Genomic DNA, 26,728 nt, shown 5'->3' with positions numbered 1-26,728 from the left:
TCGCCGTACCGGGATGGCCGTTGCCGACCTTCTGTACGGCATCGGCGGCCAGGACGCGGGCGGTGTCCACGGCCCGCTGGTCCAGCTCGGTCCACTCGAAGGCGGCGACAGGGGTGAGGCAGGACGCGTCCACGGGCGGGGGCGGGTTCACGGACGAACTCCAGGATCTGCAGGGGGCGATGAAGGGCGCGGGGGGAAGCGGGCGCGGCGATGCCCCTCCCGCCGGGGAGAGCGGGAGGAGCAGCCCGCGGTGGGGCTCAGGTCGGCCTCGGTGGGGCTCAGGTCGGCCGGGTGACTCGGATCGCTCCGGTCACTTCCCCCAGAGCTTCCGGTACGCCTCGCGGTAGCCGGTGGGGTCCCAGGAGGACTTGCCACCGCTGTTGTCGGCCGTGGCGATGTGGACCGGAGCGACGTAGCCGCTGGCGGGCTTCCCGGCGAAGGCGCGGTTGAACTCGTCGATCATCTGCCAGCCCTGCTCGGACAACGGCTCGGGAACCGTCGCCGACTGGAACTGCCTGCTGCTGATGCGCTGGAAGGCGGACGGATCACCGTCGCCCGCGCCGATGTTGAAGGGGGCTCCGTCACCCTGCTTGCCCGCTGCCCGAAGTGCCGGGGCGGCATCGGCGAAGTAGAGGTCGTTGATGGCCACCGAGCTGGTCCACTTGGCGCCGAAGCGGGACAGCAGCGCGGACACTTCCTGGGGCGTGCGGCTGCTGGCGTCGGCGATGGGGATGTTGGACGTCGTCAGGACCTTGACGTCGGAGCAGGTGGCGAGCTCCTTCTCGATCAGGTCCGACTTGCCCTTGGCGAAGGGTATGGACGCGTCGGTGAAGACCACCACGCCCGCCCGGCCGTTGGACTGGCTGATGATCCAGTCGGCGCTGATCTTGGCGACGTCCTGCACCTTGGTGGTGATGTTGCTGAAGAGCTTGGGGTCCGTGCTGGGGCCGGGGGCGTCCACGGCGTGCCAGCCGATGAGCGGGATGCCGGCGGCGTCGGCCTGGGCGACCTGCTGTGCGGTCGACTTGGGGTCGAAGCCGGAGAGCACGATTCCGTCGGGCTTGACGGCGACGGCCTGGCTGAGCGCGGCCTGGATGCCGGCCGGGGTGCCCTGGCCGTCGATGATCCGTACCTTCCAGCCGATGGCCTGAGCAGCCTCCCTGACTCCGTCGGCGGCGCCGGCCACGCCCGGGTTGGTCATGCTCTGGGCGACGTAGACGATGGTCTTGCCGGCGACCGCCCGGGGGCCGGTGGTCGGGCCGTCAAAGGGGGCGTCGACGTCCTCGGCCGCCTTGACCGCCGTCTTGGCCGTGGCCAGGACGGCGGGGCAGCCGGCCTTGGTGTCGGCGACGGCGCTGGCGGTGCCGGCCTGCGAACCTCGAGTGCAACCTGCGGCGAACGCGGTGACCACGGCGAGTGCGGCCACGGCTCTCAGGGACGCTGTGCGGGTGTGGTGGTACGACACGGACGGGCTCCTTGCTGAACTGCGGGGAGGGCGGAAGGCGGGGCTCGTGGGGGGTGGGTGGAGTCAGCACGACGGGCCGGCTCGGCTGTGACGGGGCTTGCTCCGCGGATCTAGTCCGTTGTCGTGGACGGCGGTGGGGGCGCGGACTGCGCCGCCGCGACGGAGGTCTGCACGGAGGCGGCCGGCGCGGCGGAGGCCGACGGTGCGGACAGTGATGTGCGGGTGGCGTTGGCCCCGGCGCGCAGTCGGCGGCGTGCGGAGTAGCCCGCCAGGCCGACGGCGAGGAGGAGGGTGCCGCCGTTGAACAGGGAGGTGGCCCAGAACTCGGCTCCGAGCTGCTGGATGCCGGCGAGGCCGATGGCGAGGATGGCGACGGCGACGACGGTGCCGGCGGCGTTGGCGCGGCCGGGCTTGATCGCGGTGGAGCCGAGCAGTGCGCCGACGAAGGCGGGCAGCAGGTAGTCCATGCCGACGCTGGGGTTGCCGATCTGCTGCTGGGCAGCGAGCAGGACGCCTGCGAAGCCGACCACGATTCCGGAGCCCGCGAAGGCGTAGACGCCGTAGCGGCGGGTGGGTATGCCGACCAGGTCGGCGGCGCGGGCGTTGGAGCCGATGACGTACAGGTAGCGGCCGAGCGGCAGGCGTTCCAGCAGCAGCCAGAGGACGACGGCGAGGCCGAGGACGTAGAAGGCGGGTACGGGCAGGCCGAGGAACTTCGAGTCGTACAGGTCCGTGAAGGCCGGGGGCAGTCCCTGCGGGCCGGGGACGATGCGCGCGCCGTCGGTGATCCATCCGGTGCACGCGTACAGCACGCTGCCGGTGCCGAGGGTGGCGATGAACGAGTCGATCTTGGCGAACTCGACGAGCAGTCCGTTGAGCACGCCGATGATGCCGCCGCCGACGATGACGACGACGCAGGCCACGGGCCAGGGCCAGCCGTTGTTGACGACGAGCTGCATCGTCAGCACGTGGGCGAGACCGAGGCCGTAGCCGACGGAGAGGTCGAACTTGCCGGTGACGATGGGGATCATCGCGCCGAGGGCGAGCATGGCCGGGATCGACTGGTTGGACAGGATCGACGAGATGTTGTCGAGGGTCGGGAAGGTGTCCGGCAGGGCGAGGGAGAAGACGAGGAAGAGCAGGACGGTGAGGGTGAGCAGGCCGTAGGTGCCGATGAGGTGGCCTCGCAGGCGGCCGCCTGCGCCCGTGCCGACGGACGGTCCGGTGGACGTGGCGCCGGCCGTACGCGCGCGCTCGGGCGCTTTGCCGTCGTCACCGGTCGTGGACCGCTGGGCTCGGCGGGAGGATTCGGTGTCGGTGGCCATCAGTGGTTGCCCGTTCCGGTCAGCGCCGGCATGGCCGACGCGGCGTGGGTGAGTTCGGTGACGGTGAGGGCCTCGCCGGACAGCTCCGCGGTGACGCCGCCCCGGACGAAGACCAGGGCGCGATGGCAGACGTCGGCGACCTCCTCGAAGTCGGTGGAGATGAGCAGGACGGCGAGCCCTTCGGCGAGGGCGTCGTCCAGGAGCCGGTAGATCTCGGCCTTGGCGCCGACGTCGACGCCGGCGGTCGGCTCCTCGAGGATCACCACGCGTCGGCTCAGGCGCAGCCAGCGGCCGATCATGATCTTCTGCTGGTTGCCGCCGGAGAGGGTGGCGATCGGCGCCTCGGAGTCCGCGGGGCGCACGCCGAACCGCTCGACGAGCGACCTGGCCTCGGCGCGTTCGCGTCCGGGGCTGATCCAGCGCCAGGGGGCGCGGGCGTCTGCGCGGGGGTTGGCCAGGAAGTTCTCCCGCACGGTGAGTTCGAGGGCGCAGCCCTCCTCCTGTCGGTTGCTGGTGACGAAACCGATGCCCTCGTCGACGGCGGCGGCGACCGAGTGGGGGCGGTACGGCCTGCCGTCGAGCAGGACCTCGCCGTCGGTGAGGGGACGGGCACCGGCGAGAGCGCGGCCCAGATCCATGTGGCCGGCTCCGGTGAGACCGACCATGCCGAGGACTTCCCCGGCGCGCAGTTCCAGCGCGACGGGACCGGCGCCCTCGGTGGTGACGCCCGTCAGGCGCAGCACGGTGGAGGCGGAGGCGGGGGCGCCCGTGGTCCGGGGGGCGGAGGGGCGGTGGCTCTCCGGCTCGTGACCGACGATGTCGTGCACGATCCGGTCGGGGCCGTGGTCGGCGAGGAGGCCCTGGCTGATGAGGTGACCGTCGCGCAGGACGGCGAATCGGTCGGCCACCTGGTAGACCTCGTCGAGGCGGTGGCTGACGTAGACGATGGCGTGGCCGCGGTCGCGCAGGGTGTGCAGGACGTCGAAGAGCCGGGCGCAGTCCGCGGCGGGGAGGCTGGCCGTCGGTTCGTCGAGGACGATGAGGCGGGCGCGGGTGGCCAGTGCGCGGGCGATGGCGACGAGGGAGCGTTCGGCGCGGGTCAGGTCGGCGACGGCCGCGTCGGGGTCGAGGTGACCGGCGACTATCTCCAGGGCCTCGGTACAGCGCCGGCGCACCTGCCGCCAGGAGACGAGCCCGGCGCGGCGGGGATAGCCGGTGCCCAGGGCGACGTTCTCGGCCACCGTCATCCACTCCACCAGGCCGAGGTCCTGGTGGATGAAGGACATCTCGGTGGACGCGGCGCCGGAGCCGAGCGGGTGACCGGCGACGGTGACCTGGCCTTCGTCGGCTCGATAGACGCCGGCCAGGATCTTGATGAGCGTGGACTTTCCGGCACCATTGTGACCCAATAGGGCGAGAACACTGCCCGCCTGGATGTCGAGGTCCACATCGGCGAGGGCGAGGGTGCCTCCGAACCGCTTGCGCAGTCCGCGGATCGTCACCAGCGGACGGGAGACCGCGCGTCCGTCGGGCGACGGAGAACTGGGGGCTGTGTCGTCGGGAGCGTCGTTCACGGACTTCTCCGGGGATCTGCAGGCCGAGGACCGATCCATCGGCTCGACCAGAATCCTGAACTCGTCACAGCATCCTGGTCAATACTCCCGTCGACATAGATTGCTCCAAAGTTACGGCGGCCGTACGGAGAAGGTCCGTACGGCCGCCGTCGTCGTCGCGCTCACCCCGCCCCCGCCCGGGCGGGACCCGTGTCAGCTCATCCGCCCCCCACGGACAGGCCCTGCGGCAGCATGGGGTTCTCCAGTCCTGCCGCGATGACGCGCAGATCCTTCAGCAGCGCCGCACGGAACTCGTCGTCGAGTCGCGCCTTGAGCACGGTGACGCTGATCGCGAAGGGGGCCGAGTCGGTGCGGAAGCCGGCGACCGGCACGGAAAGGCACAGGACGCCCGCCGTGGCCTCCTCGTCGTCGACCGCGTAGCCACGCTCCCGGGCCGCCGCCAGGTCTTCCAGCAGCGCGGGCACCGAGGTGATGGACCGCTCGCTGAGCGCGGGCAGCGTGCGACCGCGCAACCGGTCCTCCGCAACCGCCGGATCCAGGGTGGACAGGATGGCCTTCCCGGTCGCCGTGCAGTTCGCGGGAAAGCGGTCGCCGATGTTGGCCGTGAGCCGCAGCGGCTGAGTGCCGTCATATCGGGCCAGGTAGAGCACGTCCAGGCCGTCCAGGACGGCCACCCGGGCGGTCTCCCGCGAGATGTGCGCGCTGCGGCGGCACAACTCGTAGAAGTCGCGCAGCTGGTCGACCGTGGACAGATAGCGGCCGCCGAGTTCCACCAGCTTGCGCCCGAGACCGAAACCCGTGCCGTTGCGCGTGATCATGCCTGCCGCCTCCAGGGAGGCACAGAGGTTCCCCGTCGAGGACTTCGGCAGCCCCAGGGCACGCGCGATGTCACTCACCGACAGAGGCCGCCCCTCCGCCTCGCCGAGCACGTCGAGGATCGCCACCGCTCGGGTCACCGCCGGGACGAGGCTTCCCGGATCGCTTGCGCTCACCGTCGTTTCCACCCATCATTCTGTTCGTCGTTCAGCATGTTGTTATTGTCCCTCGTCTGCCACCGAACGACAATGCCGTCGCCGCGCGCTTTGCCATCGAGATTCGCCGAGTCTCCCGACCGTAGCGTGCCTTCCGGGCCGGCCGACCACACCCTCCGAGCCTTGGAGCGCTGAGCAGCTCATGACCAGCAGCCCGACAAATCCCCCGCCGCCTCCCCTTCCCGACAACGGCCCTCGCCTGTCACGCGAGGAGTTCGACTCCCTCTTCGCCGCCGTACGGACATGGGGCCGCTGGACCCCCGCCGACCGCGGCGCCTGGAACCGGGTCACCCCCGACCACGTCCGGCGTGCCGGCGCCCTGGTCCGCAGCGGCACCACCGTCCCGATGGCCCTGCCCTGGAACACGGCGCCCGGCCCCGACAACGGCAAGCCCGCTCTGCACTACATGTCCGACCTCGGCGACGTCGAGGCCCCCGAGCCGTCCTGCCACAAGGACTTCATCGCCGTCGACTACCACGGCAAGGGCGTCAGCCACCTCGACGCGCTCTCCCACATCGCCTATCGCGGGCAGCTCTACGACGGCCGCACCGCCCGCGAGGTGGTCGACGCCGCCGGCGCCCGCTTCGGCGCGGTGTCCGACCTCGGTCCCCTCGTCACCAAGGGCGTTCTGATCGACCTGCCCGAGGTCCTCGGCATCGACTGGCTCGAGCCCGGCACGGCCGTGCACGCCGAGGACGTCGTCGCCGCGGAGAAGGCTCTCGGCGTGAGCATCGGCGAGGGCGACGCGGTGCTGCTGCGTTCCGGCCACTTCCGCCGCCGCGCCGAGCTCGGGGCCTGGAACCCGGACAACGCCAGCGCCGGCTTCCACGTCGACGCCCTTCCCCTGCTCGCCGAGCGCGGGATCTCCCTGCTCGGCGGCGACGGCGACAGCGACGTGAGGCCGTCCCCGGTCGACGGACTGCACTCCCCCGTGCACGCCCTGGCCATCACCGCCATGGGCGTACCACTGCTGGACAATCTCGACCTCGAGGCCCTGTCGACCGCCTGCGCGGCAGAGGGCCGCTACGAGTTCCTGCTCGTCGTGGCACCGCTGAACGTCCCCGGGGGCACGGGCTCCCCCGTCAACCCGGTCGCGGTGCTGTGATGACGAGCGCCCAGCCGGCCGACGGCCGGTTCACCGTCGGAGTCAGCCGCGACTTCCTCGACGCGGACGGGAACAACGTATGGGGCGACATCCGGCTCAGTGAGCTGGACGCCGCCGGAGTCAGCTGGCACCACCTCCCACGCCACACCGACGAGCTCCTCGCCCCGGACATCGACGGCCTGGACGCCGTCCTGTTCGCCGGGCCCGCCGTCACCGCCCGCACCTTCGAAGGCGTCACCCGGCCCCCGCTTCTCTTCGCCCGCTTCGGCGTCGGCTACGACGCCGTCGATCTCGACGCCTGCACGCGCCACGGCGCCCTGGTCACCATCACCCCGGACGGCGCCAGACGCCCGGTCGCCACCGCCGCCCTCACCATGCTGCTGGCCGTCCTGCACAACGTCACCGCCAAGGACCGGCTGGTGCGTCAGGGACGCTGGTCCGCGAGAGAGCAGTGGATGGGGCTCGGCCTCACCGGCCGCCGCATCGGTCTGCTGGGCCTCGGCAACACCGCCCGCGACCTGGTCGGGCTGTTGCGGCCGTTCGACACCGAGGTCATCGCCTACGACCCCTACTGTCCGCAGGAAACCGCCCGGGAACTCGGCGTGCGTCTCGTCGACGCCGACGCCGTGATGGCCGAGGCGGACGCGGTGATCGTGATGTGCGTGCTGACCGAGGAGACCCACCACCTCGTGGACGCGCGCCGGCTGTCGCTGATGAAGCCCTCGGGCGTGCTTCTCAACGTCGCCCGCGGGCCGATCGTGCACGAAGCGGCGCTGATCGACGCGCTGCGCTCCGGCCGCATCCGCGGCGCCGGACTGGACGTGTTCGAGTCCGAGCCTCCCGGCGCCGACAACCCGCTGCTCGGCATGGACAACGTCGTCCTCAGTCCGCACAGCCTCGCGTGGACCGACGAGATGTCCGCCGGCAACGGCGGGAGCGCGGTCCGGGCCGTCCTGGACGTGGCGACCGGCCGGCTGCCGCGCTTCGTCGTCAACCGAGACGTGCTCGGTCACGCCTACCTCTCCGAGCGGCTGGGCGCCCTCGCGGCGGACACGGGGCGGCACGCGCCGGCGGGGGTCCGCCCGTGAGCCCCCCGCCTCCCCGGTCCGACACCGCCGAGACAGTCGGCGCAGCGGGCACAGCCGGCACGGTCGGCGCAGCCGGCACGGTCGGCGCAGCCGGCACGGTCGGCTTCGTCGGGCTCGGTGCGATGGGCCTTCCGATGGCGGCCAACCTCGCGAAGTCCGGCTTCGACGTCCTGGTCTGGAACCGAGGCCGCGCCCCGCTCGACGCCGCCGTCGCCGCCGGCTGCCGTGCGGCCGACCGTCCCGCCGAGGTCGCGGCCGGTGCCCGCACGGTCGTCACCATGCTCCCCGATCTGCCGCAGGTCCGAGACGTGTCGGCCGGCCCGGACGGGCTGCTCGCGGGCCTGGACACCACAGCGGCGGCCCGGGCCATGGACACCCTCGTCGTGATGGGCACCGTCTCCCCCGTCGCCGTACGCGCCCTGGCGCGGGAACTGCGTCCCCACGGCGTCACCGTCGTCGACGCTCCCGTCAGCGGGGGCGTGACCGGCGCCCGCGAAGCCACCCTGTCGATCATGGCGGGCGGGACGGAGGACGCCGTGGAACGCGTCCGCCCGTACCTGACCGCCATGGGCTCGACCGTGCGCCGCATGGGCGACACCGGAGCCGGATCGCTCGCCAAGGCATGCAACCAACTCGTCGTCGCCGGAACCCTCGTGGCGCTGGCCGAGGCCGTCGTGCTCGGCGAGCACGGCGGACTCGACCCGGCGGCCCTGCTGGAGGTGCTGGCCGGCGGTCTCGCCTCCTCCGAGGTGCTCACGCAGAAGCGCCGCCATCTCGCCGCCGGCGACTTCACGCCCTCCGGCCCCGCCCGCTACCTCCACAAGGACCTCGGCTTCGTCCTCGACAGCGCCGCGCAGGCGCACGTCGAGCTGCCGCTGTCCACCTCCGTCGCCCACCTGTACACGGCGATCGAGGCCCGAGGGCTCGGCGACCTCGACAACAGCGTCGTCCTCCGACTGTTGCGTGAGAACAACAGTCCCTGCCACCCGCACCACACCTCGAAGGGCTGAGCAATGCAGACAGGAATCGTCGGTCTCGGACGCATGGGCGGCAACATGGCGGCCCGCTGGCGCGACCGCGGCCACGAGGTGGTCGGCTACAGCCGCACCTCGCCGGACCGTGACGTGAACTCCCTGGAGGAACTGGTCGGCAAGCTCGCCGCCCCCCGCGTGGTCTGGCTGATGCTCCCGGCCGGCGACCCCACCCGCCAGGCGCTACAGCAGCTGGCCGGCCTGTTGTCTCCGGGCGATGTGGTGGTCGAGGGCGGCAACTCGCGCTTCACCGACGACACCGAGCACGCCCGGATGCTCGCCGAGCACGGCGTCGGATACGTCGACTGCGGCGTCAGCGGCGGCGTCTGGGGCCGGGAGAACGGCTACGGGGTGATGTGCGGCGGCACGGACGACAACGTCCGGCGCGTCTGGCCGCTGCTGGAGTCGCTCGCCCCGGAACAGGACGGCATCTGCCACGCGGGCCCGGTGGGCGCCGGACACTACGCCAAGATGGTCCACAACGGCATCGAGTACGGCATGATGCAGGCCCTCGCCGAGGGCTACGAACTGCTGGAGGCCAGCGAGTACGTCCCCGACGTGCCGAAGGTGCTCGCCTCCTGGCGGCACGGCACGGTCGTACGGTCCTGGCTGCTCGACCTCCTCGTCCGCGCCCTGGAACAGGACTCGGGCCTGGCCGGTCTCTCCGGCCGGGTCGACGACTCCGGCGAGGGCCGCTGGACGGTCGAGGAGGCGGTACGCCTGGCGGTCTCCGCCCCCGCCATGACCGCCGCGCTCTTCGCCCGCTTCGCCTCCCGCAAGCCGGACGCCGCCCAGCTGAAGGCGCTCGCCGCGATGCGGCAGCAGTTCGGCGGACACGCCGTGCACGCCGCGCCCGCTGTCGCCGCCGGCTCGGCCTGACCCGAGGCCGGGTCACCGCCGGACCGCCATGTCCGATCAACCGCCCTCGGAACAGAGGGAGACACACGCGAACGGGCGACGCCGGGGGCCGGCCCTGCCGGCCGCCCCGCGGCTGATGCCCGGTGTCCGGCGCGTGGCCGAGGAGAGCGGGTCGGGACGCGAGCGGGTGGGGTTTCTTCGACCAGGCAGCCGCGCCGACCGCGCCGACCGCCGCCTGAAGCCGTTCGGCCACCCGGCGGGCGGCCGGGCCTCGGCGGCGGTCCGGCCCGGCAACGGGCTGCCCAACGGGCTGCCCAACGAGACGGGCATCCCCTTGGCCCCGTGGGCCGTGCACGCGACCGGAGCTCTCACCGCACTGCTCGGCCCGGCCGGTCCGACCCGGCTCTTCGCCATGGCGTTCACTGGGTGCTCGCAGCGCTGTCGCCGGCCGGTGCGGGGGGCGTCACGGCCGCGACAGGACGCGGGGGGCGCCGGTCACCGCGCCGGTCATGCGCCGAGCCGCGGGCGCTCCCGTCCGGTCGCGTCGGTCGCGTCGGTCTCGTCGGTCGGGCAGGTGGGGCCGGTGAGCACGGCGGCGGCCGGTGAGCGCTGCGGCGCCCTGGCGCCGGTGCCAGGGCGTGTTTCGAAAGTCCCGTCTGCCCTTCGGTCAGACGACGCTACTTCGAAACACGCCCTGGGCGGAGAGGTCCCGCAGCATCTCGTAGCACCGCTCCACCCGCGGCCGGGTCTGCGCCATCCTCCGTACGGCGACCGGGTCCGGGAAGACCGTGCGGTGCGGACGGGCCCAGACCTCGGCGGGCAGGGCGGAAAGGTGCGGCACGGCGCCGAGTGCGCGCCAGCCGAGGAGTGCGGCGCCGAATCCGGAGCCGGCCGTGTCGTCGGTGATCTCCAACGGCATGTCGAGCGACGCCGCGACGATCTCCGCCCACAGCGAGGACCGCAGTGCTCCGCCCGTGGCCCGCACCGAGGCGATCGGGGCGCCTGCCGCGACCACCGAGTCCCGTACCAGCGCCAGTTGCTGTCCTACGCCCTCGATCATGGCCCGGGTCATGTGGGCTCTGCCGTGGCCGCGCCTCAGGCCGATCAGGGCGCCGCGGGCGTCGGGATCCCACCAGGGAGCGCGTTCGCCGAGGAGGTGGGGCAGCGCGGTCAGGCCCTGGGCACCCGGCTCGACCTCGGCAGCCTCCTTCAGCAGGTCGGCCACGTCGACGCCGCCGAAGGACTCGGCGGCCCACTGGGCGACGACTCCGGCGTTGCTGACCGCTCCGCCGAGCACCCACAGTCCGTCGGCGAGGTGGTAGCAGAAGACGCGGCGCCTGTCGTCCACGCCCGGCCGGTCGCGAACGACGCGGAGTGCGCCGCTGGTCCCCAGGGACAGCGCGGCCGTGCCGGGGGCAATGGCGCCGACCGCGAGGTTGGCGAGCGGTCCGTCTCCCGCGCCGGCGACCACGGGCAGCCCTGCGGGCAGGCCGAGCGCGGCGGCCGGCCCGGACAGCAGCGGGAAGGCGGTGGTCGGGGAGACGAGTTCGGGGAGCCGCTCGGCGACCACTCCAGCGGACTCCATGGCCGGCCGGTGCCAGTCGGCGGTGTGCATGTCCAGCATCCCGGTCGCGGAGGCGCACGAGAGGTCGGTGGCCAGTCGGCCGGTGAACCGGTACAGGACGTAGTCCTTCATTCCGCACCAGGCGGCAGCGCGCCGGAACAGCTCCGGCTCGTGCGCGGCGAACCAGGCGAGCTTGGACACCGGCGCCATGGGGTGCACAGGTGTGCCGGTCGCCCGGTGGAGTGCCTCCCCTCGCTCGGCACGCAGCCGCCGGGCGATGTCGGCCGCCCGAGTGTCGGCCCAGCTCAGGGCCGGAGTGAGCGGTTCGCCGGCGGGATCCAGGGCGAGCAGGGTGTGGAGGGCCGCGCTGAAGGACAGCCCCCGCACGGTGAGTCCTCGTCGCGCGCAGTGTTCCACGCTCTCGCGTACCGCGTCGGCGGCCCCGGCGAGCACGGTCACGGGGTCATGGACGGCTTCACCGTCTTCTCCGGTGCGCAAGGGGGCCGGGCGTTCGACAGTCGACACCGGGCGGTACGCGGCGTTCACCGCTACCACCTTGATGGCGGTGGTGCCCAGGTCGATGCCGAGCACCACCTCGCCGACCTCGTTCATGGCGGTCTCCGTTTCGACTCAGCAGACCTCGAGACGCTAACAGCATGCGGAACGGGAGCCAAGATACTGTACGAAAGAGCGTGCATGTTCCTCAAAAACAGGAAGAAGCATTGCCTTTCCCCTCCCCATTGACCAGTATGTTGATTCGAGTACAGCATTTCGTTCAGGAGGTCAGGTGTCAGAAGATACAGAGGTCGGCGTGGCCGGGCTCGGAGTCATGGGCTCCGCCATCACGCGACGGCTGCTGGGCCGCGGACGCGCGGTACGCGTCTACGACATCCGGCCGCAGGTCGTCGCGGAACTCGCCCGCGAGGGGGCCGCCACGGCACCGTCACCTGCCCTGCTCTCCACGTCGGGCGTGGTGATCCTCTCCCTCAACACCGCGGAGGTCGTGGAGCAGGTCGCCTTCGGGCCGGACGGCATCCTGGGCGCGGCTCCGGACGGCGTGCTGGTGATCGACATGTCGAGCATCGACCCCGGCCGCACCCGCGAGTTCGCCGAGCGTGCCGCGGAACTGGGCGCCGGATGGGTCGACGCCCCGCTGTCGGGCGGCGCACCGGGCGCCGAGCGGGGTGAGCTGACGCTGATGCTCGGCGGCCAGGAGGAGCACGTCGCACGTGCCCTTCACGTACTCGGCGACCTGGCCTCTCGGCTGACGCACCTCGGCCCCGCCGGTTCCGGTCAGCTGGTGAAGTCCGTGAACCAGGTACTGGTCGGCTGCGGATTCGCGGCGCTCGCCGAGGCAGCCGCCCTCGTGCGGGCGGCCGGCCTTCCTCCCCGTCAGGTGCTCACCGCGCTCACCGGAGGCCGGGCCGATTCAGCACTCCTGCAGGAGTTCTTCGTGAAGTTCGCCGAGGCCGACCTCTCCCCCACCGGGCGGGTCAGCAACATGGTCAAGGATCTCGACGCCGCCCGTGACCACGCGCGCTCCGCGGGGGTGCCGCTGCCGATCACCACCGCCGTCGCCGAACTGCACCGCTGGCTCGCAGCCGCCGGCCACGGCGACGCCGACAACGCGGCTCTGATGCACTACTACGCTCCCCTGGAGGTACGGCCGTGAAGGCTCCCGCCCTGTTCGATCTCGCCGGCCGCCGCGCCCTGGTGACCGGCTCCAGCAAAGGCATCGGAGCCGCCCTCGCCACCGGGCTGGCCGATGCGGGCGCCGAACTCGTCCTGAACGGCCGCGACGCCGGGGCGCTGGAGCGCGCCCGACAGGCACTGGCCGAGAAGACCGGGGCCAAGGTGCACACGGCGTGCTTCGACGTCACCGACGAGAGGGCCGTGCGCCGGGCGGTCCGGGAGATCGAGGACAACCTGGGCCCGCTGGACATCCTCGTCAACAACACCGGCGTACAGCACCGCGAGCCGATGCTGGAGGTTTCGGCGGAGAACTTCGAGCGGGTGCTGCACACCAACCTCACGAGCGCCTTCCTGGTCGGCCGCACGGTGGCTGCCGGAATGATCGAGCGCGGTCACGGGAAGATCGTCAACATCTGCTCCGTCCAGACCTGGCTGGCCCGGCCCGGCATCGCCGCCTACGCGGCCTCCAAGGGCGGCCTGGCCATGCTGACGCGCAGCATGTGCGCGGAGTGGGCCGGATCCGGACTGAACGTCAACGCGCTCGCCCCCGGCTACGTGGTCACCGAGCTGACCCGGCCCCTGGTGGACGACCCGGAATTCGACGCGTGGATCCGGGGCCGCACACCGGCCGGACGCTGGGCCACGGTCGAGGATCTGGTCGGCACGCTCGTGTGGCTCGCGGCCCCGGCGTCGGACTTCGTCAACGGTCAGGTGATCGCCGTCGACGGCGGACTGACCGCGGTCGTCTGACTCACGGCCGTCCACGCCCCACTGCCGTCCACGGCCATTCACTGCACGCGACCAACTGAAGCAGCCGAAGCGTTCGGCAGAGAGCGGGACGAGAACATGGACCCAGTGACGATGCGGGCCGTGGTGGCGCATGGCGCAGGCGACCTCCGCCTGGAGGAACGCCCGGTGCCGGTGCCCGGCCCGGGCCAGGTCGCGGTCGACATCCGGTACGGCGGCATCTGCGGCTCCGATCTGCACTACTGGCGCCATGGCGCGGTGGGTGAGTTCCGGCTTCGCGAGCCCCTGGTGCTCGGCCACGAGATCGTGGGCCGGGTGCGCGCGGCGGGACCCGGCACCCAGGCACCGCCACCGGGGACACCGGTGGCCGTGCACCCGCTGGCGTCCTGCGGAAGCTGCCGACAGTGCCTCGCCGGGCGACGGAACACCTGCCTGGACACCGGATACCTGGGCAGCGCCGCTCGGAACCCCCACGTACAGGGCGGCTTCGCCGACGTCCTCGTCGTTCCCGCCGAGCGAGTGCTTCCGCTGCCCGACGGCCTGGAGCCGCGGCTGGCCGCGGTGGCCGAGCCCGCCGCGGTCGCCTGGCACGCGGTACGACAGGCGGGCGACGTGCGCGGCAAGAGGGTGCTGGTCACCGGAGCGGGGCCCATCGGCTGTCTCGTCGTGGCGGCGCTCCGGGCCGCCGGTGCCGCCGAGATCACCGTGACCGACGTGCACGAGGCTCCGCTGACCGTCGCCAAGCAGGTGGGCGCCACGACGACCGTCCGGGTCGGCGCAGGCGCCGACGGACTGGACGAACTCGCCGCGGACATCGCGATCGAGTCCTCCGGCAACCCGGCGGGGCTGCGTACCTGCCTGTACGGAGTCGACCGGGGTGGCCTCGTGGTGGGCCTCGGCCTGTTGCCGCCGGGGGACACTCCGGTGGCCGCCAACGCGCTGATCACCCGGGAACTGCGACTCGTCGGCTCCTTCCGCTTCGACGACGAGCTCACCGAGGTCCTGCGCGCCCTGGCCGACGGCCGCCTCCCGGTGGACCCGGTGGTCACCTCCGTGCTCCCCGTGAGCGATGCCCAGGAGGCGTTCGAGCTAGCGGCCGACCCCGCCCGCTCCTGCAAGGTGCTGCTGGACTTCGGCGAGCGGAAAACGGCCTGACGCGGATCTTCCCCTGCCACGCTCCCCCGGTCACCCCACCCACAACGGAGTTCAGCATGTCCGGCACATCCTCCGCCCACCCACGCGTAGCGGTCACCCGCACCGGCCTGCCGGGAGACGGCGTGGGGCGACTCGCCACCCGCTTCGACGTCACCGCCTGGCCGGGGACCGCACCGCCCACACCCGCCGAACTGGCCGGACTGGCCCAGGGATGCGAGGGCCTGCTCGTCCTCGGCGCCGACCGCGTCGACGCCGCACTGCTCGACGCGGCGGGCCCCGGCCTGCGGGTCGTCGCTCTCGCGTCGATGGGCTACGACAGCGTCGACGTGGCAGCCGCCGTGCAGCGCGGTGTGGTCGTCACCCACACTCCCGACGTGCTCGCGGACACCACCGCCGACGTGGCGATGGCGCTGATCCTCATCGCCAGACGCCGCCTGCCCGCCGGCGTCGACGCGATGCGCCGCGGCGCATGGGGCGCCTTCCGCATGGACGCCTTCCTCGGGCTCGACGTGCACGGGGCAACCCTGGGGCTGATCGGCTACGGCCGGATCGCCCGCGCCGTCGCCCGCAGGGCCGCCGGTTTCGGCATGCGCGTGCAGCACCACCACCCACGGCGCAAGGAAGACGACCGGCTCTCCCGCTGGGCGCCGTTCGACGAACTGCTGCGGACCAGCGACGTGCTGTCCGTGCACACCCCTCTGACAGAGGAGACCAAGGGCATGATCGGCGCTGCCGAACTCGCCCTGATGAAACCGACGGCGACCCTGGTCAACACCGGACGCGGCGGAGTCGTGGACGAAGACGCCCTGCTGGTGGCGCTTCGCCGCGGGGAACTGCACTCGGCAGGGCTGGACGTGATGACCGACGAACCGCGCACGGATCCTTCCGACCCGCTGTTCCACGAGCCGCATCTGGTGGTGCTGCCGCACGTCGGTTCGGCGACGGAGGCGACCCGTGCCGCCATGGTGGACCTCGCCGCCCGCAATGTCGCGGCGGTCCTGGACGGGCGCCCCGCCCCCACCCCGATCCCGGGCACACCGGGCCTGCCCGGTCGGCGCCGCGTGGCGGACCGCACGGTCTGAGCCGAGCATGGGGCGGCGTCGATGGGCTTCCGGCCTTGGGCCTTCGGCTTCCGGTCACTCCCGGGTGGACCAGGTCATCGGTGGTGACACCGGGGCGCAGGGAGCCGGCGGCCGTCGACCGCAAGCCCACAGACCGAACTCACCCGGCATCCCCCGCCACTGACTACCGCCTCACGTGAACCCTTGACGCTGAACCGTTTCATTGCTTCTCTCGAAAGGCTGCCCATGGGAGCGCTCCCACCCCACGCCGAAAGGGATCCCGTGCAGACCACCCCCCACATCACCTCATTACGCCGCCTCGCCCGCACCCTCCCCGCGCTCGTCACGGCCGTTCTCGTCGCCTGTCTGCTGTCCTGGACGGGGAGCTCCCCCGCCCAGGCCGCGCCGGGTGACGGCTCGGTCTCCGACCCCAACATCGCCTATGTCGGACGCTGGGACACCAGCGCCGGCACGGCGGCGGTGCCCTCCTGGACCGGCGCCTACCTGCAGACGGCCTTCACCGGCACCACCGTGAAGGTCAAGGCGAGAGACGCGGTCAATCTGTACGCCGCCATCGACGGCGGCCCGGACGTCTTCCACCCCGGCGTACGCGGCACGGTGAACCTCACTCCCCGGCCGTTGTCCGCCGGCACTCACACCCTGCGCATTTCGTACCGCTCCGGCGACACCGTCTTCCAGGGCCTGGTGCTGGACCCAGGTGCGCACACGGTCGCGCCGAACACCCCGTCCAGGCTCGTCGAGTTCGTCGGCGACTCCATCACCGCCGGTGCGCTCACGGACCGGCTCGCACTGGACTCGTACGCCTGGAAGACCGGCGAGCGACTGGGGGCGCGCCACACCCAGATCGCCCGATCCGGCTACTGCCTCGTCGCCCGGTCCGGATGCACGGGCCTGAGCACACAGTTCTTCAGGACGGCGAGCACGGGCGGCCAGAACTGGGACTTCTCCCGCTACCGGGCGGACGCCGTCGTCATCAACCTGGGCACCAACGACATCGGCCACGGCGTGACCGGCGCCGCCTTCCAGTCGGCGTACACCAAGTTCCTCGCCGACCTGCGCGCCACCTATCCGAACGCGCAGCTGTTCGCCGTGCAGACGCTCAAGAAGCGCTACGTCAACGAGACCACGGCGGCCGTCACCGCCCGCACCAATGCCGGTGACAGCAGGGTGCACTACGTCGACACCGCGGGCTGGCTGACCGACGGCACCGACTACGAGGACGGCAACGGGCATCCCAACGAGGCGGGCCACACCAAGTTCGCGAACCGCCTCGCCCCCGTCATCGCCACCCGGCTCGGCGACCCCGCGTCCGCCCTGGCGGCCGCTCCCGGCCAACCCGGCGACCCGAACATCAAGTTCGTGGGCCGCTGGGACACCAGGACCTCCACCGCCTACACCCCGTACTGGGCGGGCGCCTACTACCGGGTCGGCTTCACCGGCCGGACGGTCCAGCTCAAGCAGCGCGGGACGATCGACTTCTGGGCGAGGATCGACAACGGCCCGGTGAAGTTCTACGACGACGTCAGGGGGACGGTGAACCTGACGCCCTCCCCGCTGTCCGCCGGCAACCACACCCTGCAGGTCAACTACCAGGTGATCGCCGGTTCGTACCGGGGTGACGCCGTCTTTCAGGGGCTGGCCCTCGACAGCGGCGCCACGACGTTCGCACCGTCGGCGCCCGGCAAGCTGATCGAGTTCGTCGGCGACTCGATCACGGTGGGGACGACGTCGTCGCAGAACGCCCGCACCGCGTACGGCTGGCTGATCGGGGAACGGCTCGGCACCGAGCACACCCAGATCGCCCAGGGCGGCGCCTGCCTGGTCGCCGCAGCAGACGGATGCGTCGGCCTGGAACGGCAGTTCACCAAGCTCAACCCGAACGCGGCCACCCCCGACTGGGACTTCTCCCGATACCAGGCGAACGCCGTCGTCATCAACCTCGGCACCAACGACGTGGGGCACGGGGTCAGTTCCGCGCAGTTCCAGACGGCGTACACCAGCCTGCTGCGCAAGGTCCGCGCCGCGCACCCCCAGGCGTGGATCTTCGCGTTGGAGACCTTCCGCGGCCGGTACGTCCCGCAGACCCAGGCGGCGGTCAAGGCGGCCGTCGACGGCGGCGACTCCCGGGTGTCCTTCGTCGACACCACCGGATGGCTGGGTTCAGGCGACCTGGCGGACTCGGTCCACCCCAACGACCAGGGGCACCGCGTCATCGCGGACCGGCTTGCACCGGTCATCGCGGCGCGGCTCGGTATGTGAGGGAGGGCCGGGGCCGCCGGACCACGACGCGCAGGCGGACACCTCCGCTGCCTGCGCGGTCGCCTCCCGCCACCGGACCCGGCTCGACGGCGAGATCGCCGCACTCGGTGCCGACCAGGGCGGGGGCAGGCTTGCGAGCCGCTGTGGCTCCCACTCCTGCCGCCGGCGAGCGGGCGTCAGAACTCTAGGTCGTCCGTCGGCGGGCCACCTCGGTGTCCATGGGTACGAGCCGCGCCATCAGCAGCCCGGTCGCCCACGGCGCCGACGGTCGCAGTCCTTTGACGATTCGAGTCGGGCGGGAATCCCCGCCCGGCGGGAAATGCTCAGGCAACCGTGACTTCGATCGTGTGCCGGCCGGTCGCCCCGTCGGGCAACGGGTCGTGCACCTGTGCTGTCTGTGCCTGGCCCGTGTTGTCGGTGGCGCGTACTTGCAGCCGATGCTCGCCGGGCGTCGCCTGCCACGGCCAGCTCCACTGCCGCCATGTGTCCACCGACGGCACGGCCGCGAGCTGGGCCTCTTGCCATGGCCCGTCATCCACGCGGACCTCCACCGCGGACACCCCACGATGTTGCGCCCACGCCACCCCGGCCACCGTCACCAGACCTTGTTCCAGACGCTTGCCCGCACCCGGTGTGTCGATCCGCGCCTGTGTCTTCACCGGAGCCAGCGCCGCGTAATCCCGCCGTACCCAGTAGGCGCTGAAGTCCGAGAAACGACTCAGCTCCAGCTCCGTCAGCCACTTCGTCGCCGACACGTATCCGTACAGCCCGGGCACCACCATCCGGACCGGAAATCCGTGCTCGACGGGCAGTGGCTCCCCGTTCATCCCGACCGCCAGCAACGCGTCCCGCCCGTCACGCAACGCGGCCGTCGGTGTGCCGGCCGTGTAGCCGTCCGCAGAACGGCTCACCACCTGATCCGCGCTGTCATCCGGCTCGACCTCATCCAGCAGATCCTTGATCGGTACCCCCAACCACCGCGCGTTGCCGACCAACTCGCCGCCGACCTCGTTGGACACGCACGCCAGCGTGATGTAGCGCTCCACCATCGGCCGTGCCAGCAATTGCTCGTACGTCAGCGTCAGCGGCCGTCTCACCCGGCCATGAATGCTCAGCCGCCAGTCCTTCGGTTCCATCTGCGGCACCGCCAAAGCGGTGTCGATCCGGTAGAAGTCCGCGTTCCCGGTCACGAACGGCTTCACTCCGGGCACGCCGACGGAGACCTTGGCGGGCAAGGGTGCTGCCGGGCTCGACGGCGACGGGAGGACCACCGCGGCCCTGGCCGCGGCCACCCGCTGTGCCCAGAGCCGGCGTCCGCCCGGTACGGCCACCGCGGCCACACCGATCGCCCCGACCGCCAGCGCGAGAAACCTCCGTCGGCCCGGTGGCTGTCCCGCGCCGTCCAGCACCGAGTTGCCGGCATCCGACGAGGGTGAACCGGCTCTCCGCACGGGGGTGTGGGTTCCCTGTGCCGCCACGTCCGTATCGGGGCCGGTGTCGTCCCCCAGGTCCTGCGCCGATACCGGGGCACGGCGCGGCAGGGTACGGCGCAGCACCACCAGGAGGCCGGCAGCGGCCAGTGCACCGGCCACCGTCGGCAGCGGGTACGCCCACGTGGCGCTGGGCCGGGTGGCTGACGCGAGTACGCCGATCATCCCGAACACGGCGACGCCGGCCAGCCCGTACCAGAGCCGGCGCATGGCCAGCACACCGATGAACGCGGCGAACACCGCCAAGACCAGCACGATTCCCGCCTGCAGCGCCAGCTTGTCGTACGTGTAGAACACCGCGACGGCGAACTCCTTGACCGGGGTCGGCGCGGCGTCCACGGCGACGCCACCCACCGCCACGAGGGGCGCTGACGGCCCGCCCGTCGCGGCTGCCACCAACTCACCGAGGCCCAGGGCGAATGCGGTGGCCGCGACGCCGGCAAGCTCGCCGTACCACTGCTTGGGCGGTCTTCCCGGTGCCGGCCGATCCGTCTTCTGCGTCTCCATGTCTGTCCCGGACATCTGAGCGGCGCTTATCGGCTCACCCGGCGCAGCCGGGCGAAGCCGACACCCAGCACGACCAGACCGACGATCGCCACGACCGGCCCGACGACCGCCCACAGAGTCACACCGCTCATCGCCGAGCCCTTCATGACGTCGAGTCCCTGCAAAGTCCAACCCGCGCCGACGAAGGCAAGCAGTGCGCCGAGGCCGAGGACGAACCAGTTCTTCTTCATGGGGTATCTCCAGGTGGGGAGCCGAAGTGCTCGCCATCGAGCGTGACGGTTCCAAGGCCGCAGCGGCGACAACGTGTCGTCGGACCCCGTCGTCAACCGATCGACGTACGCAGGGCTCCACTGGTGTGTGGACGCCCCTCGGCACCGGGTCGGGCACTGTGGATCCGGGCGCCCGTAAGCTGGCGGCCGGATCACGGGCGAAAGTGGGCGAGTCGTGGCAGTGCGCAGCACCGTCGACTTCGGACACCGCTACCGCGTCGGATGGCATGTCCTCGTCGGCGCCGTCGCGCTACCGCTTGCCGTCGCCATAGCGGCCGACGTCTCCGTGGCGCTCGGACAACGCCTGCTGGCCCTCGGCACGCTCGCTGTCATCGTCGCCTGCTACGCCCTGGTCGCTCCGCGGGCCATGGAAAACCGCGACGAGCGTTGGGGTGCGGCCTATTTCGCCGTCCTGGCGGTCGCGTTCCCGCTCCTGCTCGCCATCGCCCCGATCGCCGGCGCACTGCTGTTCGCGCTCTGCCCACAGCTGTTCGTGATGGTCGCGAGGTGGCGGGTACGCCTACCGCTGCTGTCGGTCCTCTACGCCGAGCTCGCCTGGGCCATGGTGGCGCGGTCCGGAGTCAGCCGCTACACGCCGGCGATGGTCGGCGTGACCGTTCTGGTGCCCATGACCGTGACGATCCTCGTGGGCGCCTATCTGACCGGCATCCGCGAGCAGAACCGCAAGCGGGCCGCGCTGATCGAGGAACTGACCCGGACGCGGGCCGCACTGGAACGCGCGGGCCACGAGGCAGGCGTCCATGCTGAACGTGAACGCCTGGCTGCCGAGATCCACGACACCCTGGCGCAGGGCTTCACCAGCATCCTCATGCTCGCCCAGGTCGCACGGACCACCCTGCTCCGTGATCCGACGGCCGCCGACGGCCAGCTCGACATCCTCGAGAAGACCGCCCGCGAGAACCTCGCGGAGGCACGCTCGCTGATCGCCGCATCGGCCCCGGTCGACCTGACCGGCCGCGGGCTCGCGGATGCGCTGGACCGGCTCGCCGCCCGGCATTCTCGCGACACGGGTACGCGCGTCGAGGTCTCGATCGTCGGTGAGCGGTCCGGCACATCCACCGATACCGACATCGCCCTCCTGCGCACCGCGCAGGAGGCCCTGGCCAACGTCGCCAAGCACGCCGCCGCCACGACGGTGCGGATCGAACTGCGCCAGGATCCCGACCTCATGGCGCTGGCGGTGACCGATGACGGCCAGGGCTTCGACCCGGCCACCGTCCGGGGTGGATACGGCCTGCTCGGCATGCGCACCCGCGCCTCCAGCCTCGGCGGAACCTGCACCCTTCGATCGGCTCCCGGCCAGGGCACCACGGTGCGGGTCGAGCTGCCGCCGCCCCCGGCCGAGCAGGCGGCGCGTAGCCTGCAGCCTGTGCTTGACCTCAGCTCCACACCCGACCACTGAGCGGGCGGAACCGTCTCGATGACTCTCCAGATCCTGATTGTCGATGACCATCCCGTCGTACGCTTCGGCCTCCGCGGCATGCTCGAGGCCTACGACGACCTGCGGGTCGTCGGCGAGGCCGGCTCCGGCGACGAGGCGATCGTCCTCGCCGCTGCGATGCGCCCGGACGTCGTCCTGATGGACCTGCGGATGCCGGGTACCGATGGCACCACCGCGACGGCGCGCATTCGTCAGGAGCACCCCGGCATTCGTGTGCTCGTGCTCACCACCTACGAAGGTGACGCCGACATCCTGCCGGCGATCGAGGCCGGCGCCACCGGCTACCTGCTCAAGGACACCCCGATCGGTACCCTGGCCGACGCGATCCGGGCGGCGGCCCGCGGTGAAACCGTCCTCGCCCCGCCGGTGGCCGCCCGGCTGGTGACTCACCTTCAGGCTCCGGCCGGCGAGCAGCTGACCCCCCGCGAGGTTCAGGTACTCGGCCTCGTCGCGCGGGGTCTGTCCAACGGCGAGATCGGTCGGCAGCTGTACATCGGCGAGGCGACGGTGAAGACGCACCTGCTGCGCACCTTCGTCAAACTGGGTGTCAACGACCGCACCGCAGCCGTCACCGTCGCCCTGTCGCGCGGCGTCCTCGCCTCGCCACAACAGTGATCTCCGCATGCCGGCCATCACGCACGTCGGGCGACTCGCGTCCCTGGGATTCAACAGCGCGCGGTTGCCGGCTTGTCGGGTGGCCGTGAGGCCACGGCCCGGTCGCGTCTGAAGGGCCGTCGCCGGGCACGTTGATCACCACATACATGCCTCGGTTGCAGGCGTAGTTGACGGGACTTCCTGGACTCTCCGGCAGGTCGCAGGTGCTGTCGGTGGTGACTTTCGACACCGCCCAGTACGGTCCCGCGGCAACGGTCTTCGGCGTCGAACAGGCGGCCCGCCAGGCCGGCTACGCCGTGCAGATCACCACGTGCGCTCCGGCGACCCACTGCCTGCCCGAACCGTCGTGGAGAGGCTCGTCTCCCAAGCGGTGGCCGGCCTCATTCTCGCGGCGCCGCGCGACTGGACCGCGCAGGCATTGCGGCACATTCACGCCGACCGGCTCGCGGTTGCGCGACTCGGAAAGCGCTCTCGCAGGCACACCTGAGGCCCTCATATGCGCTCCGCCCAGCACCGTCATGGTGCCCCCACGCACACCCGCCCCCAGAACTATGGTGTCCCAGCACATACGCCACTGACCTGCGAATTCCTACGGTATGGCGACACACAACGTCCCCGCCGACCGCACGGAAGTGGTGCCGATGTCCTCCCCCGAGACCGCTCCCCCACCCCCCGCTCCCGCCAGCCTCAAGCGCATCGTCGCCGCCAGTCTCATCGGGACCACCATCGAGTGGTACGACTTCTTCCTCTACGGTTCAGCCGCCGCGCTCGTCTTCAACAAGTTGTTCTTCCCGGACTCCGATCCGCTCGTCGGCACGCTTCTGTCGTTCCTCACCTACGCCGTCGGGTTCGCGGCCCGCCCGCTCGGGGCGCTGGTCTTCGGGCACTACGGAGACCGGCTCGGACGCAAGAAGCTCCTGGTCCTGAGTCTGTTGCTGATGGGCGGGGCGACCTTCGCGATCGGGCTGCTGCCCACGCACGCGACGGTCGGCACCGCCGCGCCCGTTCTGCTGACGGTGCTTCGACTGGTCCAGGGCTTCGCGCTCGGGGGTGAGTGGGGTGGCGCCGTGCTGCTGGTGTCCGAGCACGGGGACGCGCGGCGCCGCGGCTTCTGGGCGTCGTGGCCTCAGACCGGCGCGCCCGCGGGGCAGTTGCTCGCGACCGGCGTGCTGTCCCTGCTGACGGCGGTGCTCTCGGACGACGCCTTCGCCGCCTGGGGCTGGCGGATCCCGTTCCTGCTGTCGGGCGTGCTGGTGATCGTCGGACTGTGGATACGTCTGTCCGTCGACGAATCCCCCGTCTTCCGGCAGGCGTTGGCACAGGCCGAGGCCCGCAAGGCGACGCGCACGGCGGACGCCGAGCCGCTGCCGCTGGTGTCGGTGCTGCAGCACCACTGGCGTGATGTGCTGGTCGCGATGGGCGCGCGCATGGCGGAGAACATCTCCTACTACGTCATCACCGCGTTCATCCTGGTGTACGCGACCACCTCGGCCGGCGTCTCCAAGCAGACCGCGCTCAACGCCGTCCTCGTCGCATCCGCAGTGCACTTCGCGGTGATCCCCGCATGGGGTGCGCTGTCCGACCGCGTCGGGCGACGTCCCGTGTACCTGGTGGGCGCGGTCGGCATCGGCCTGTGGATGTTCCCGTTCTTCGCCCTCGTCGACACCGGCGACTTCGGCGGCCTCCTGCTCGCGGTGACCGTCGGCCTGGTGCTGCACGGGGCGATGTACGCGCCGCAGGCCGCCTTCTTCTCCGAGATGTTCGCGACCCGGATGCGCTACTCCGGGGCATCGATCGGCGCCCAGTTCGCCTCCGTCGCCGCGGGCGCCCCCGCCCCGCTCATCGCCACGGCGCTGCTCGCCGACTACGACAGCTCCACCCCGATCGCCTTGTACGTGATCGCCGCCGCCCTCCTGACGGTCCTGGCCGTGGGAGTCGCCAAGGAGACCCGCCACCGCGACCTGGCCGACGTCGCGCCCGCCGCGGATGCCGAGACTGCCGGGAAGTCCGGGCCCTCCGTGGAGACCGCGGACGGCGATGCCGGGAAGACCTCCTCGGCGGCGCAGGCGCAGGGCCTCCGGGCCGACCGCTGATCACACCGCCCGACCCGGCTCCGGAATCCGCGCACGCTCCGGCTCCGACTCCGGCTCCCGCTCCGACTCCGGTGCCTCCGGGCAGCGCCGTCCGGGCGGACCGTTCCGCCGGCGTCGGCCCCCGCTGTTCCGACCGCCGTGTGCCGCTCGTGCGCACGGCGGTCAGCGATGCACAGCGCCGCAGCCGCGTGCTGCGGTCAGCGACACACCGCGGTCAGGCCCGTGCCGCGGTCAGCTACGCACGCGGCCCGCCCCGTATCCACGTCAGCGGTACACGCGGTGCGCCCCGCATCCAGGTCAGCAGCACACGCGGCCCGCCCCTCATCGCGGCCCGCCCCGCATCGCGGTCAGCGGCGCACGCCATCAGCGGCCGGGGGCGGCCAACCGGTGCAGACGCAGGGCGAGGTGGATCTCCAGGGCGCGGGCGGGACTCTGCCAGTCGTCGCCCAGGAGGCGGCCCACGCGCTCCAGACGCTGGGCCACGGTGTTGACGTGCACGTGCAGTTCGTCCTTGGTGCGGGCCGGGCTCATGCCCGCGGCGAAGTAGGCGTCGAGGGTACGCAGCAGGTCGGTTCCGCGCCGTTCGTCGTAGGCGACGACCCGGCCGATGGTCCGGTCCACGAACCCCCCGACGTCCCGGTCGCCGGCGAGGAGCAGCCCGAGGAAGCCGAAGTCCTCGGCGGCCGCGCCGTCGCCGGAGCGGCCGAGCAGGCCGAGGGCGTCGAGACAGCGCCGGCCCTCCTCGTAGGCGGCGACCACCGCGTGCGGTTCGGCGGTGAGGTCGCGCACCGGGGCGGACGCGCCGACGGTGACCGCCTCGTGGACGGCGGCGCCCAGATGCTGCGAGGTACGGCGGGCCAGCTCCGTGGCGGTGTCGCCGGGCTCCAGGGGCAGCAGCAGCACGGTCCCGCCGTCGCGGGCGGCGGCCAGGCCCTGCCGGGTCGCGGCGAGGTGGAAGGCGGCGGACCACAGCCGGCGGCGGGCGGCCGCCTCCTGGTCGGCGTCGGGTGCGGCGGTGTCGAGGCGGGCCGCGAGGACGACGTGGGTCGCGTCGAGGTCGGCTTGCACCCGGGACGCCCGCTCGCGCAGCAGGCGTGGATCGCGGTCGCGGGCCTCGAGCAGGTCGTCGAGGAGTTCGCCGCGCACGCGCTGTTCGGCCTCGGCGGCCGAGCGTCTGGCCAGCAGCAGCAGGGACGTCACCATGGCGGCCCGCTCCAGCGTGCGCTGGTCGACCGGGTCGAGGCCGGGGTGGCCCCGCAGCACGAGCGCTCCGAACAGCTCCTCGCCGGCCGCCACCGCTGCGATCCAGTCGTCCCGGTGTCGTACGGCGCGGCCTTCCGCCCGGGACGCCTCCAGCGCGCCGGCCGCCGCCGTCTCCGCGAACTCCACGGTCCTGTCGAGCACTTGGGACACCGCAGCGGCCACGTCGTGGACGCCGCCGCCGCGCAGCACGAGTTCGGCCAGCCGGTCGTGGACGTCGGAGGCGCGCTCGATGACGGCACTGCGGTCCCGGATGATCTCGTTGGCGTGCTCCAGACCGGCCAGCGCGGAGCGGGTCTCGGTGAGCAGGTTGGCGGTGTCGATGGCGGCCGCGGCGAGCGCGGCGAAGGAACCGAGCAGCGCGATCTGCTCCCGTTCGAAGACCCTGGCGCGCCGGTCGGCGGCGAACAGGACGCCGATGACGCTCGGTCCCAGCGTCAGGGGAACCCCGAGGATCGCCACCAGACCCTCGTCGCGCACGCCCGCGTCGATGGCGGTCGTGTGCCGGAAGCGCTCGTCCTGGAAGTAGTCGTCGGTCACGTACGGTCGGGCCGTCTGGGCGACCAGACCGCCGAGCCCCTCCCCCATGCCGAGGCGGAGCTGCTGGAAGCGGGCGGCCACGGAGCCCTCGGTGACCCGCATGTAGGTGTCGCCCCTGGCCGGGTCGTTCAGGCTGAGGTAGGCGACGTCGGTGCCGAGCAGCGAGCGGGCCCGCTGCACGATCGCACGCAGGACGGCGTCAAGGTCGCGCAGACCCGCGAGGTCGTGGGCGGTCTCGAAGAGCGCCGACAGCTCGGCCTCTCTGCGCCGCCGTCCCTCCAGTTCCGCGCGCACCCGCAGCGCGACCCCTTTGGCGTGCTCGAGCGCCGCGATCCGCTCGCCGGAACCTCCTTCGGCGCGCGCCTCCAGCACGGGCCGGTCGTACGCCTCGGCTGCCGCGCCCCGGGCGAGCAGCTCGAGGAACGGCGCGTCGGCGTCGTGGGCGGTGGTGAGGGCCGCGGCGCCCTCCACATGGTCGCGGGACATGGTCACAGGATTCCTCATCGCCGGGCGGCC

The 26,728-nt window shown here is 72.1% G+C and carries 21 protein-coding genes; 12 read left to right on the top strand and 9 right to left on the bottom strand.

The features are described from left to right. From ACN6LD_RS32380 to ACN6LD_RS32360, 5 genes are all read right to left on the bottom strand, one after another. On the bottom strand, positions 1–133 hold a 133-nt coding region (locus ACN6LD_RS32380), incomplete at its 3' end, for a hypothetical protein (RefSeq protein ID WP_415925057.1). A 177-nt stretch (positions 134–310) separates the two neighbouring features. Then, positions 311–1,465 (bottom strand): substrate-binding domain-containing protein, encoded by a 1,155-nt coding sequence (locus tag ACN6LD_RS32375; protein ID WP_445045044.1) that lies wholly within the window; start codon positions 1,463–1,465, stop codon positions 311–313. A 110-nt stretch (positions 1,466–1,575) separates the two neighbouring features. Continuing rightward, positions 1,576–2,790, bottom strand: a complete 1,215-nt coding sequence (locus ACN6LD_RS32370; RefSeq protein WP_319198390.1) for an ABC transporter permease — start codon at positions 2,788–2,790, stop codon at positions 1,576–1,578. Next, entirely contained in the window at positions 2,790–4,364 is a 1,575-nt protein-coding gene (locus ACN6LD_RS32365; protein ID WP_445045043.1) for a sugar ABC transporter ATP-binding protein, read from the bottom strand. The genes ACN6LD_RS32370 and ACN6LD_RS32365 overlap by 1 nt, the downstream gene beginning before the upstream one ends. Before the next feature lie 197 nt (positions 4,365–4,561). Continuing rightward, positions 4,562–5,356, bottom strand: a complete 795-nt coding sequence (locus ACN6LD_RS32360; protein WP_319193922.1) for an IclR family transcriptional regulator — start codon at positions 5,354–5,356, stop codon at positions 4,562–4,564. A 181-nt stretch (positions 5,357–5,537) separates the two neighbouring features. Here ACN6LD_RS32360 and ACN6LD_RS32355 point away from each other — a divergent pair, with 181 nt between their 5' ends. The 4 genes from ACN6LD_RS32355 to gnd are packed head-to-tail and all read left to right on the top strand — an operon-like array spanning position 5,538 to position 9,498. After that, on the top strand, positions 5,538–6,500 hold the full coding sequence (locus ACN6LD_RS32355; RefSeq protein ID WP_319193920.1) for a cyclase family protein: 963 nt from the start codon (positions 5,538–5,540) through the stop codon (positions 6,498–6,500). Continuing rightward, positions 6,500–7,588, top strand: coding sequence for an NAD(P)-dependent oxidoreductase (locus ACN6LD_RS32350; protein WP_319193918.1), 1,089 nt, complete (start codon positions 6,500–6,502; stop codon positions 7,586–7,588). The genes ACN6LD_RS32355 and ACN6LD_RS32350 overlap by 1 nt, the downstream gene beginning before the upstream one ends. Next, positions 7,585–8,598, top strand: coding sequence for an NAD(P)-dependent oxidoreductase (locus ACN6LD_RS32345; protein WP_445045042.1), 1,014 nt, complete (start codon positions 7,585–7,587; stop codon positions 8,596–8,598). The genes ACN6LD_RS32350 and ACN6LD_RS32345 overlap by 4 nt, the downstream gene beginning before the upstream one ends. 3 nt (positions 8,599–8,601) lie before the next feature. Further along, positions 8,602–9,498 carry a phosphogluconate dehydrogenase (NAD(+)-dependent, decarboxylating) gene (gnd, locus tag ACN6LD_RS32340; RefSeq protein ID WP_319193914.1) on the top strand — a complete coding sequence of 299 codons (897 nt, stop codon included), beginning with the start codon at positions 8,602–8,604 and terminating at the stop codon, positions 9,496–9,498. Positions 9,499–10,144: 646 nt separating this feature from the next. Here the strand turns inward: gnd and ACN6LD_RS32335 are convergent. Beyond that, the gene (locus tag ACN6LD_RS32335; protein WP_445045041.1) at positions 10,145–11,653 is read right to left on the bottom strand and encodes a gluconokinase; all 1,509 of its coding nucleotides are present in this window, start codon (positions 11,651–11,653) and stop codon (positions 10,145–10,147) included. A gap of 175 nt (positions 11,654–11,828) precedes the next feature. Here ACN6LD_RS32335 and ACN6LD_RS32330 point away from each other — a divergent pair, with 175 nt between their 5' ends. From ACN6LD_RS32330 to ACN6LD_RS32310, 5 genes are all read left to right on the top strand, one after another. Beyond that, positions 11,829–12,713 carry an NAD(P)-dependent oxidoreductase gene (locus tag ACN6LD_RS32330; RefSeq protein WP_319193911.1) on the top strand — a complete coding sequence of 295 codons (885 nt, stop codon included), beginning with the start codon at positions 11,829–11,831 and terminating at the stop codon, positions 12,711–12,713. Continuing rightward, positions 12,710–13,483: an SDR family oxidoreductase gene (locus ACN6LD_RS32325; RefSeq protein WP_319193909.1), complete on the top strand. Its 774-nt coding sequence runs from the start codon at positions 12,710–12,712 to the stop codon at positions 13,481–13,483. Before ACN6LD_RS32330 ends, ACN6LD_RS32325 begins: the two co-directional genes overlap by 4 nt. 96 nt (positions 13,484–13,579) lie before the next feature. Continuing rightward, positions 13,580–14,635 (top strand): L-idonate 5-dehydrogenase, encoded by a 1,056-nt coding sequence (locus tag ACN6LD_RS32320; protein ID WP_445045040.1) that lies wholly within the window; start codon positions 13,580–13,582, stop codon positions 14,633–14,635. Between the two features lie 56 nt (positions 14,636–14,691). Next, the gene (locus tag ACN6LD_RS32315; protein ID WP_445045039.1) at positions 14,692–15,717 is read left to right on the top strand and encodes a 2-hydroxyacid dehydrogenase; all 1,026 of its coding nucleotides are present in this window, start codon (positions 14,692–14,694) and stop codon (positions 15,715–15,717) included. 261 nt (positions 15,718–15,978) lie between these two features. Then, positions 15,979–17,976 carry a GDSL-type esterase/lipase family protein gene (locus tag ACN6LD_RS32310; RefSeq protein WP_445045038.1) on the top strand — a complete coding sequence of 666 codons (1,998 nt, stop codon included), beginning with the start codon at positions 15,979–15,981 and terminating at the stop codon, positions 17,974–17,976. A gap of 323 nt (positions 17,977–18,299) precedes the next feature. Here the strand turns inward: ACN6LD_RS32310 and ACN6LD_RS32305 are convergent, their stop codons facing one another. After that, positions 18,300–19,973 (bottom strand): molybdopterin-dependent oxidoreductase, encoded by a 1,674-nt coding sequence (locus ACN6LD_RS32305; RefSeq protein WP_445045037.1) that lies wholly within the window; start codon positions 19,971–19,973, stop codon positions 18,300–18,302. 26 nt (positions 19,974–19,999) lie between these two features. Then, a complete protein-coding gene (locus tag ACN6LD_RS32300) occupies positions 20,000–20,203 on the bottom strand; it encodes a hypothetical protein (protein ID WP_256905886.1) in 204 nt (67 codons plus the stop codon). Between the two features lie 214 nt (positions 20,204–20,417). On the opposite strand from ACN6LD_RS32300, the gene ACN6LD_RS32295 reads away from it, so the two are divergent. The 3 genes from ACN6LD_RS32295 (at position 20,418) to ACN6LD_RS32285 (ending at position 24,412) form a co-directional block, all read left to right on the top strand. Next, a complete protein-coding gene (locus ACN6LD_RS32295) occupies positions 20,418–21,665 on the top strand; it encodes a sensor histidine kinase (protein WP_445045036.1) in 1,248 nt (415 codons plus the stop codon). An 18-nt stretch (positions 21,666–21,683) separates the two neighbouring features. Further along, entirely contained in the window at positions 21,684–22,319 is a 636-nt protein-coding gene (locus tag ACN6LD_RS32290) for a response regulator transcription factor (protein ID WP_319193897.1), read from the top strand. A gap of 641 nt (positions 22,320–22,960) precedes the next feature. Beyond that, complete coding sequence (locus ACN6LD_RS32285) at positions 22,961–24,412, top strand: MFS transporter (RefSeq protein WP_445045048.1); 1,452 nt, start codon at positions 22,961–22,963, stop codon at positions 24,410–24,412. Positions 24,413–24,775: 363 nt separating this feature from the next. Here ACN6LD_RS32285 and ACN6LD_RS32280 read toward each other — a convergent pair whose 3' ends face one another. After that, positions 24,776–26,698, bottom strand: a complete 1,923-nt coding sequence (locus ACN6LD_RS32280; RefSeq protein WP_319197302.1) for a helix-turn-helix domain-containing protein — start codon at positions 26,696–26,698, stop codon at positions 24,776–24,778. Positions 26,699–26,728: the final 30 nt, after the last annotated feature.

It is taken from the genome of Streptomyces sp. SAS_272, assembly GCF_052543235.1.
The sequence above is the reverse complement of the archived record's forward strand: the minus strand, read 5'-3'. Positions and strand labels throughout refer to the sequence as shown.

What these genes read in the sequence shown, in the direction of transcription:
- ACN6LD_RS32315 (WP_445045039.1), top strand. Translation starts at nt 14,692, where the DNA reads ATGTCCGGCACATCCTCCGCCCACCCACGCGTAGCGGTCACCCGCACC.
- ACN6LD_RS32280 (WP_319197302.1), bottom strand. Translation starts at nt 26,698, where the DNA reads ATGTCCCGCGACCATGTGGAGGGCGCCGCGGCCCTCACCACCGCCCAC.
- ACN6LD_RS32320 (WP_445045040.1), top strand. Translation starts at nt 13,580, where the DNA reads ATGGACCCAGTGACGATGCGGGCCGTGGTGGCGCATGGCGCAGGCGAC.
- ACN6LD_RS32355 (WP_319193920.1), top strand. Translation starts at nt 5,538, where the DNA reads ATGACCAGCAGCCCGACAAATCCCCCGCCGCCTCCCCTTCCCGACAAC.
- ACN6LD_RS32350 (WP_319193918.1), top strand. Translation starts at nt 6,500, where the DNA reads ATGACGAGCGCCCAGCCGGCCGACGGCCGGTTCACCGTCGGAGTCAGC.
- ACN6LD_RS32285 (WP_445045048.1), top strand. Translation starts at nt 22,961, where the DNA reads ATGTCCTCCCCCGAGACCGCTCCCCCACCCCCCGCTCCCGCCAGCCTC.
- ACN6LD_RS32335 (WP_445045041.1), bottom strand. Translation starts at nt 11,653, where the DNA reads ATGAACGAGGTCGGCGAGGTGGTGCTCGGCATCGACCTGGGCACCACC.
- ACN6LD_RS32305 (WP_445045037.1), bottom strand. Translation starts at nt 19,973, where the DNA reads ATGGAGACGCAGAAGACGGATCGGCCGGCACCGGGAAGACCGCCCAAG.
- ACN6LD_RS32370 (WP_319198390.1), bottom strand. Translation starts at nt 2,790, where the DNA reads ATGGCCACCGACACCGAATCCTCCCGCCGAGCCCAGCGGTCCACGACC.
- ACN6LD_RS32300 (WP_256905886.1), bottom strand. Translation starts at nt 20,203, where the DNA reads ATGAAGAAGAACTGGTTCGTCCTCGGCCTCGGCGCACTGCTTGCCTTC.
- ACN6LD_RS32290 (WP_319193897.1), top strand. Translation starts at nt 21,684, where the DNA reads ATGACTCTCCAGATCCTGATTGTCGATGACCATCCCGTCGTACGCTTC.
- gnd (WP_319193914.1), top strand. Translation starts at nt 8,602, where the DNA reads ATGCAGACAGGAATCGTCGGTCTCGGACGCATGGGCGGCAACATGGCG.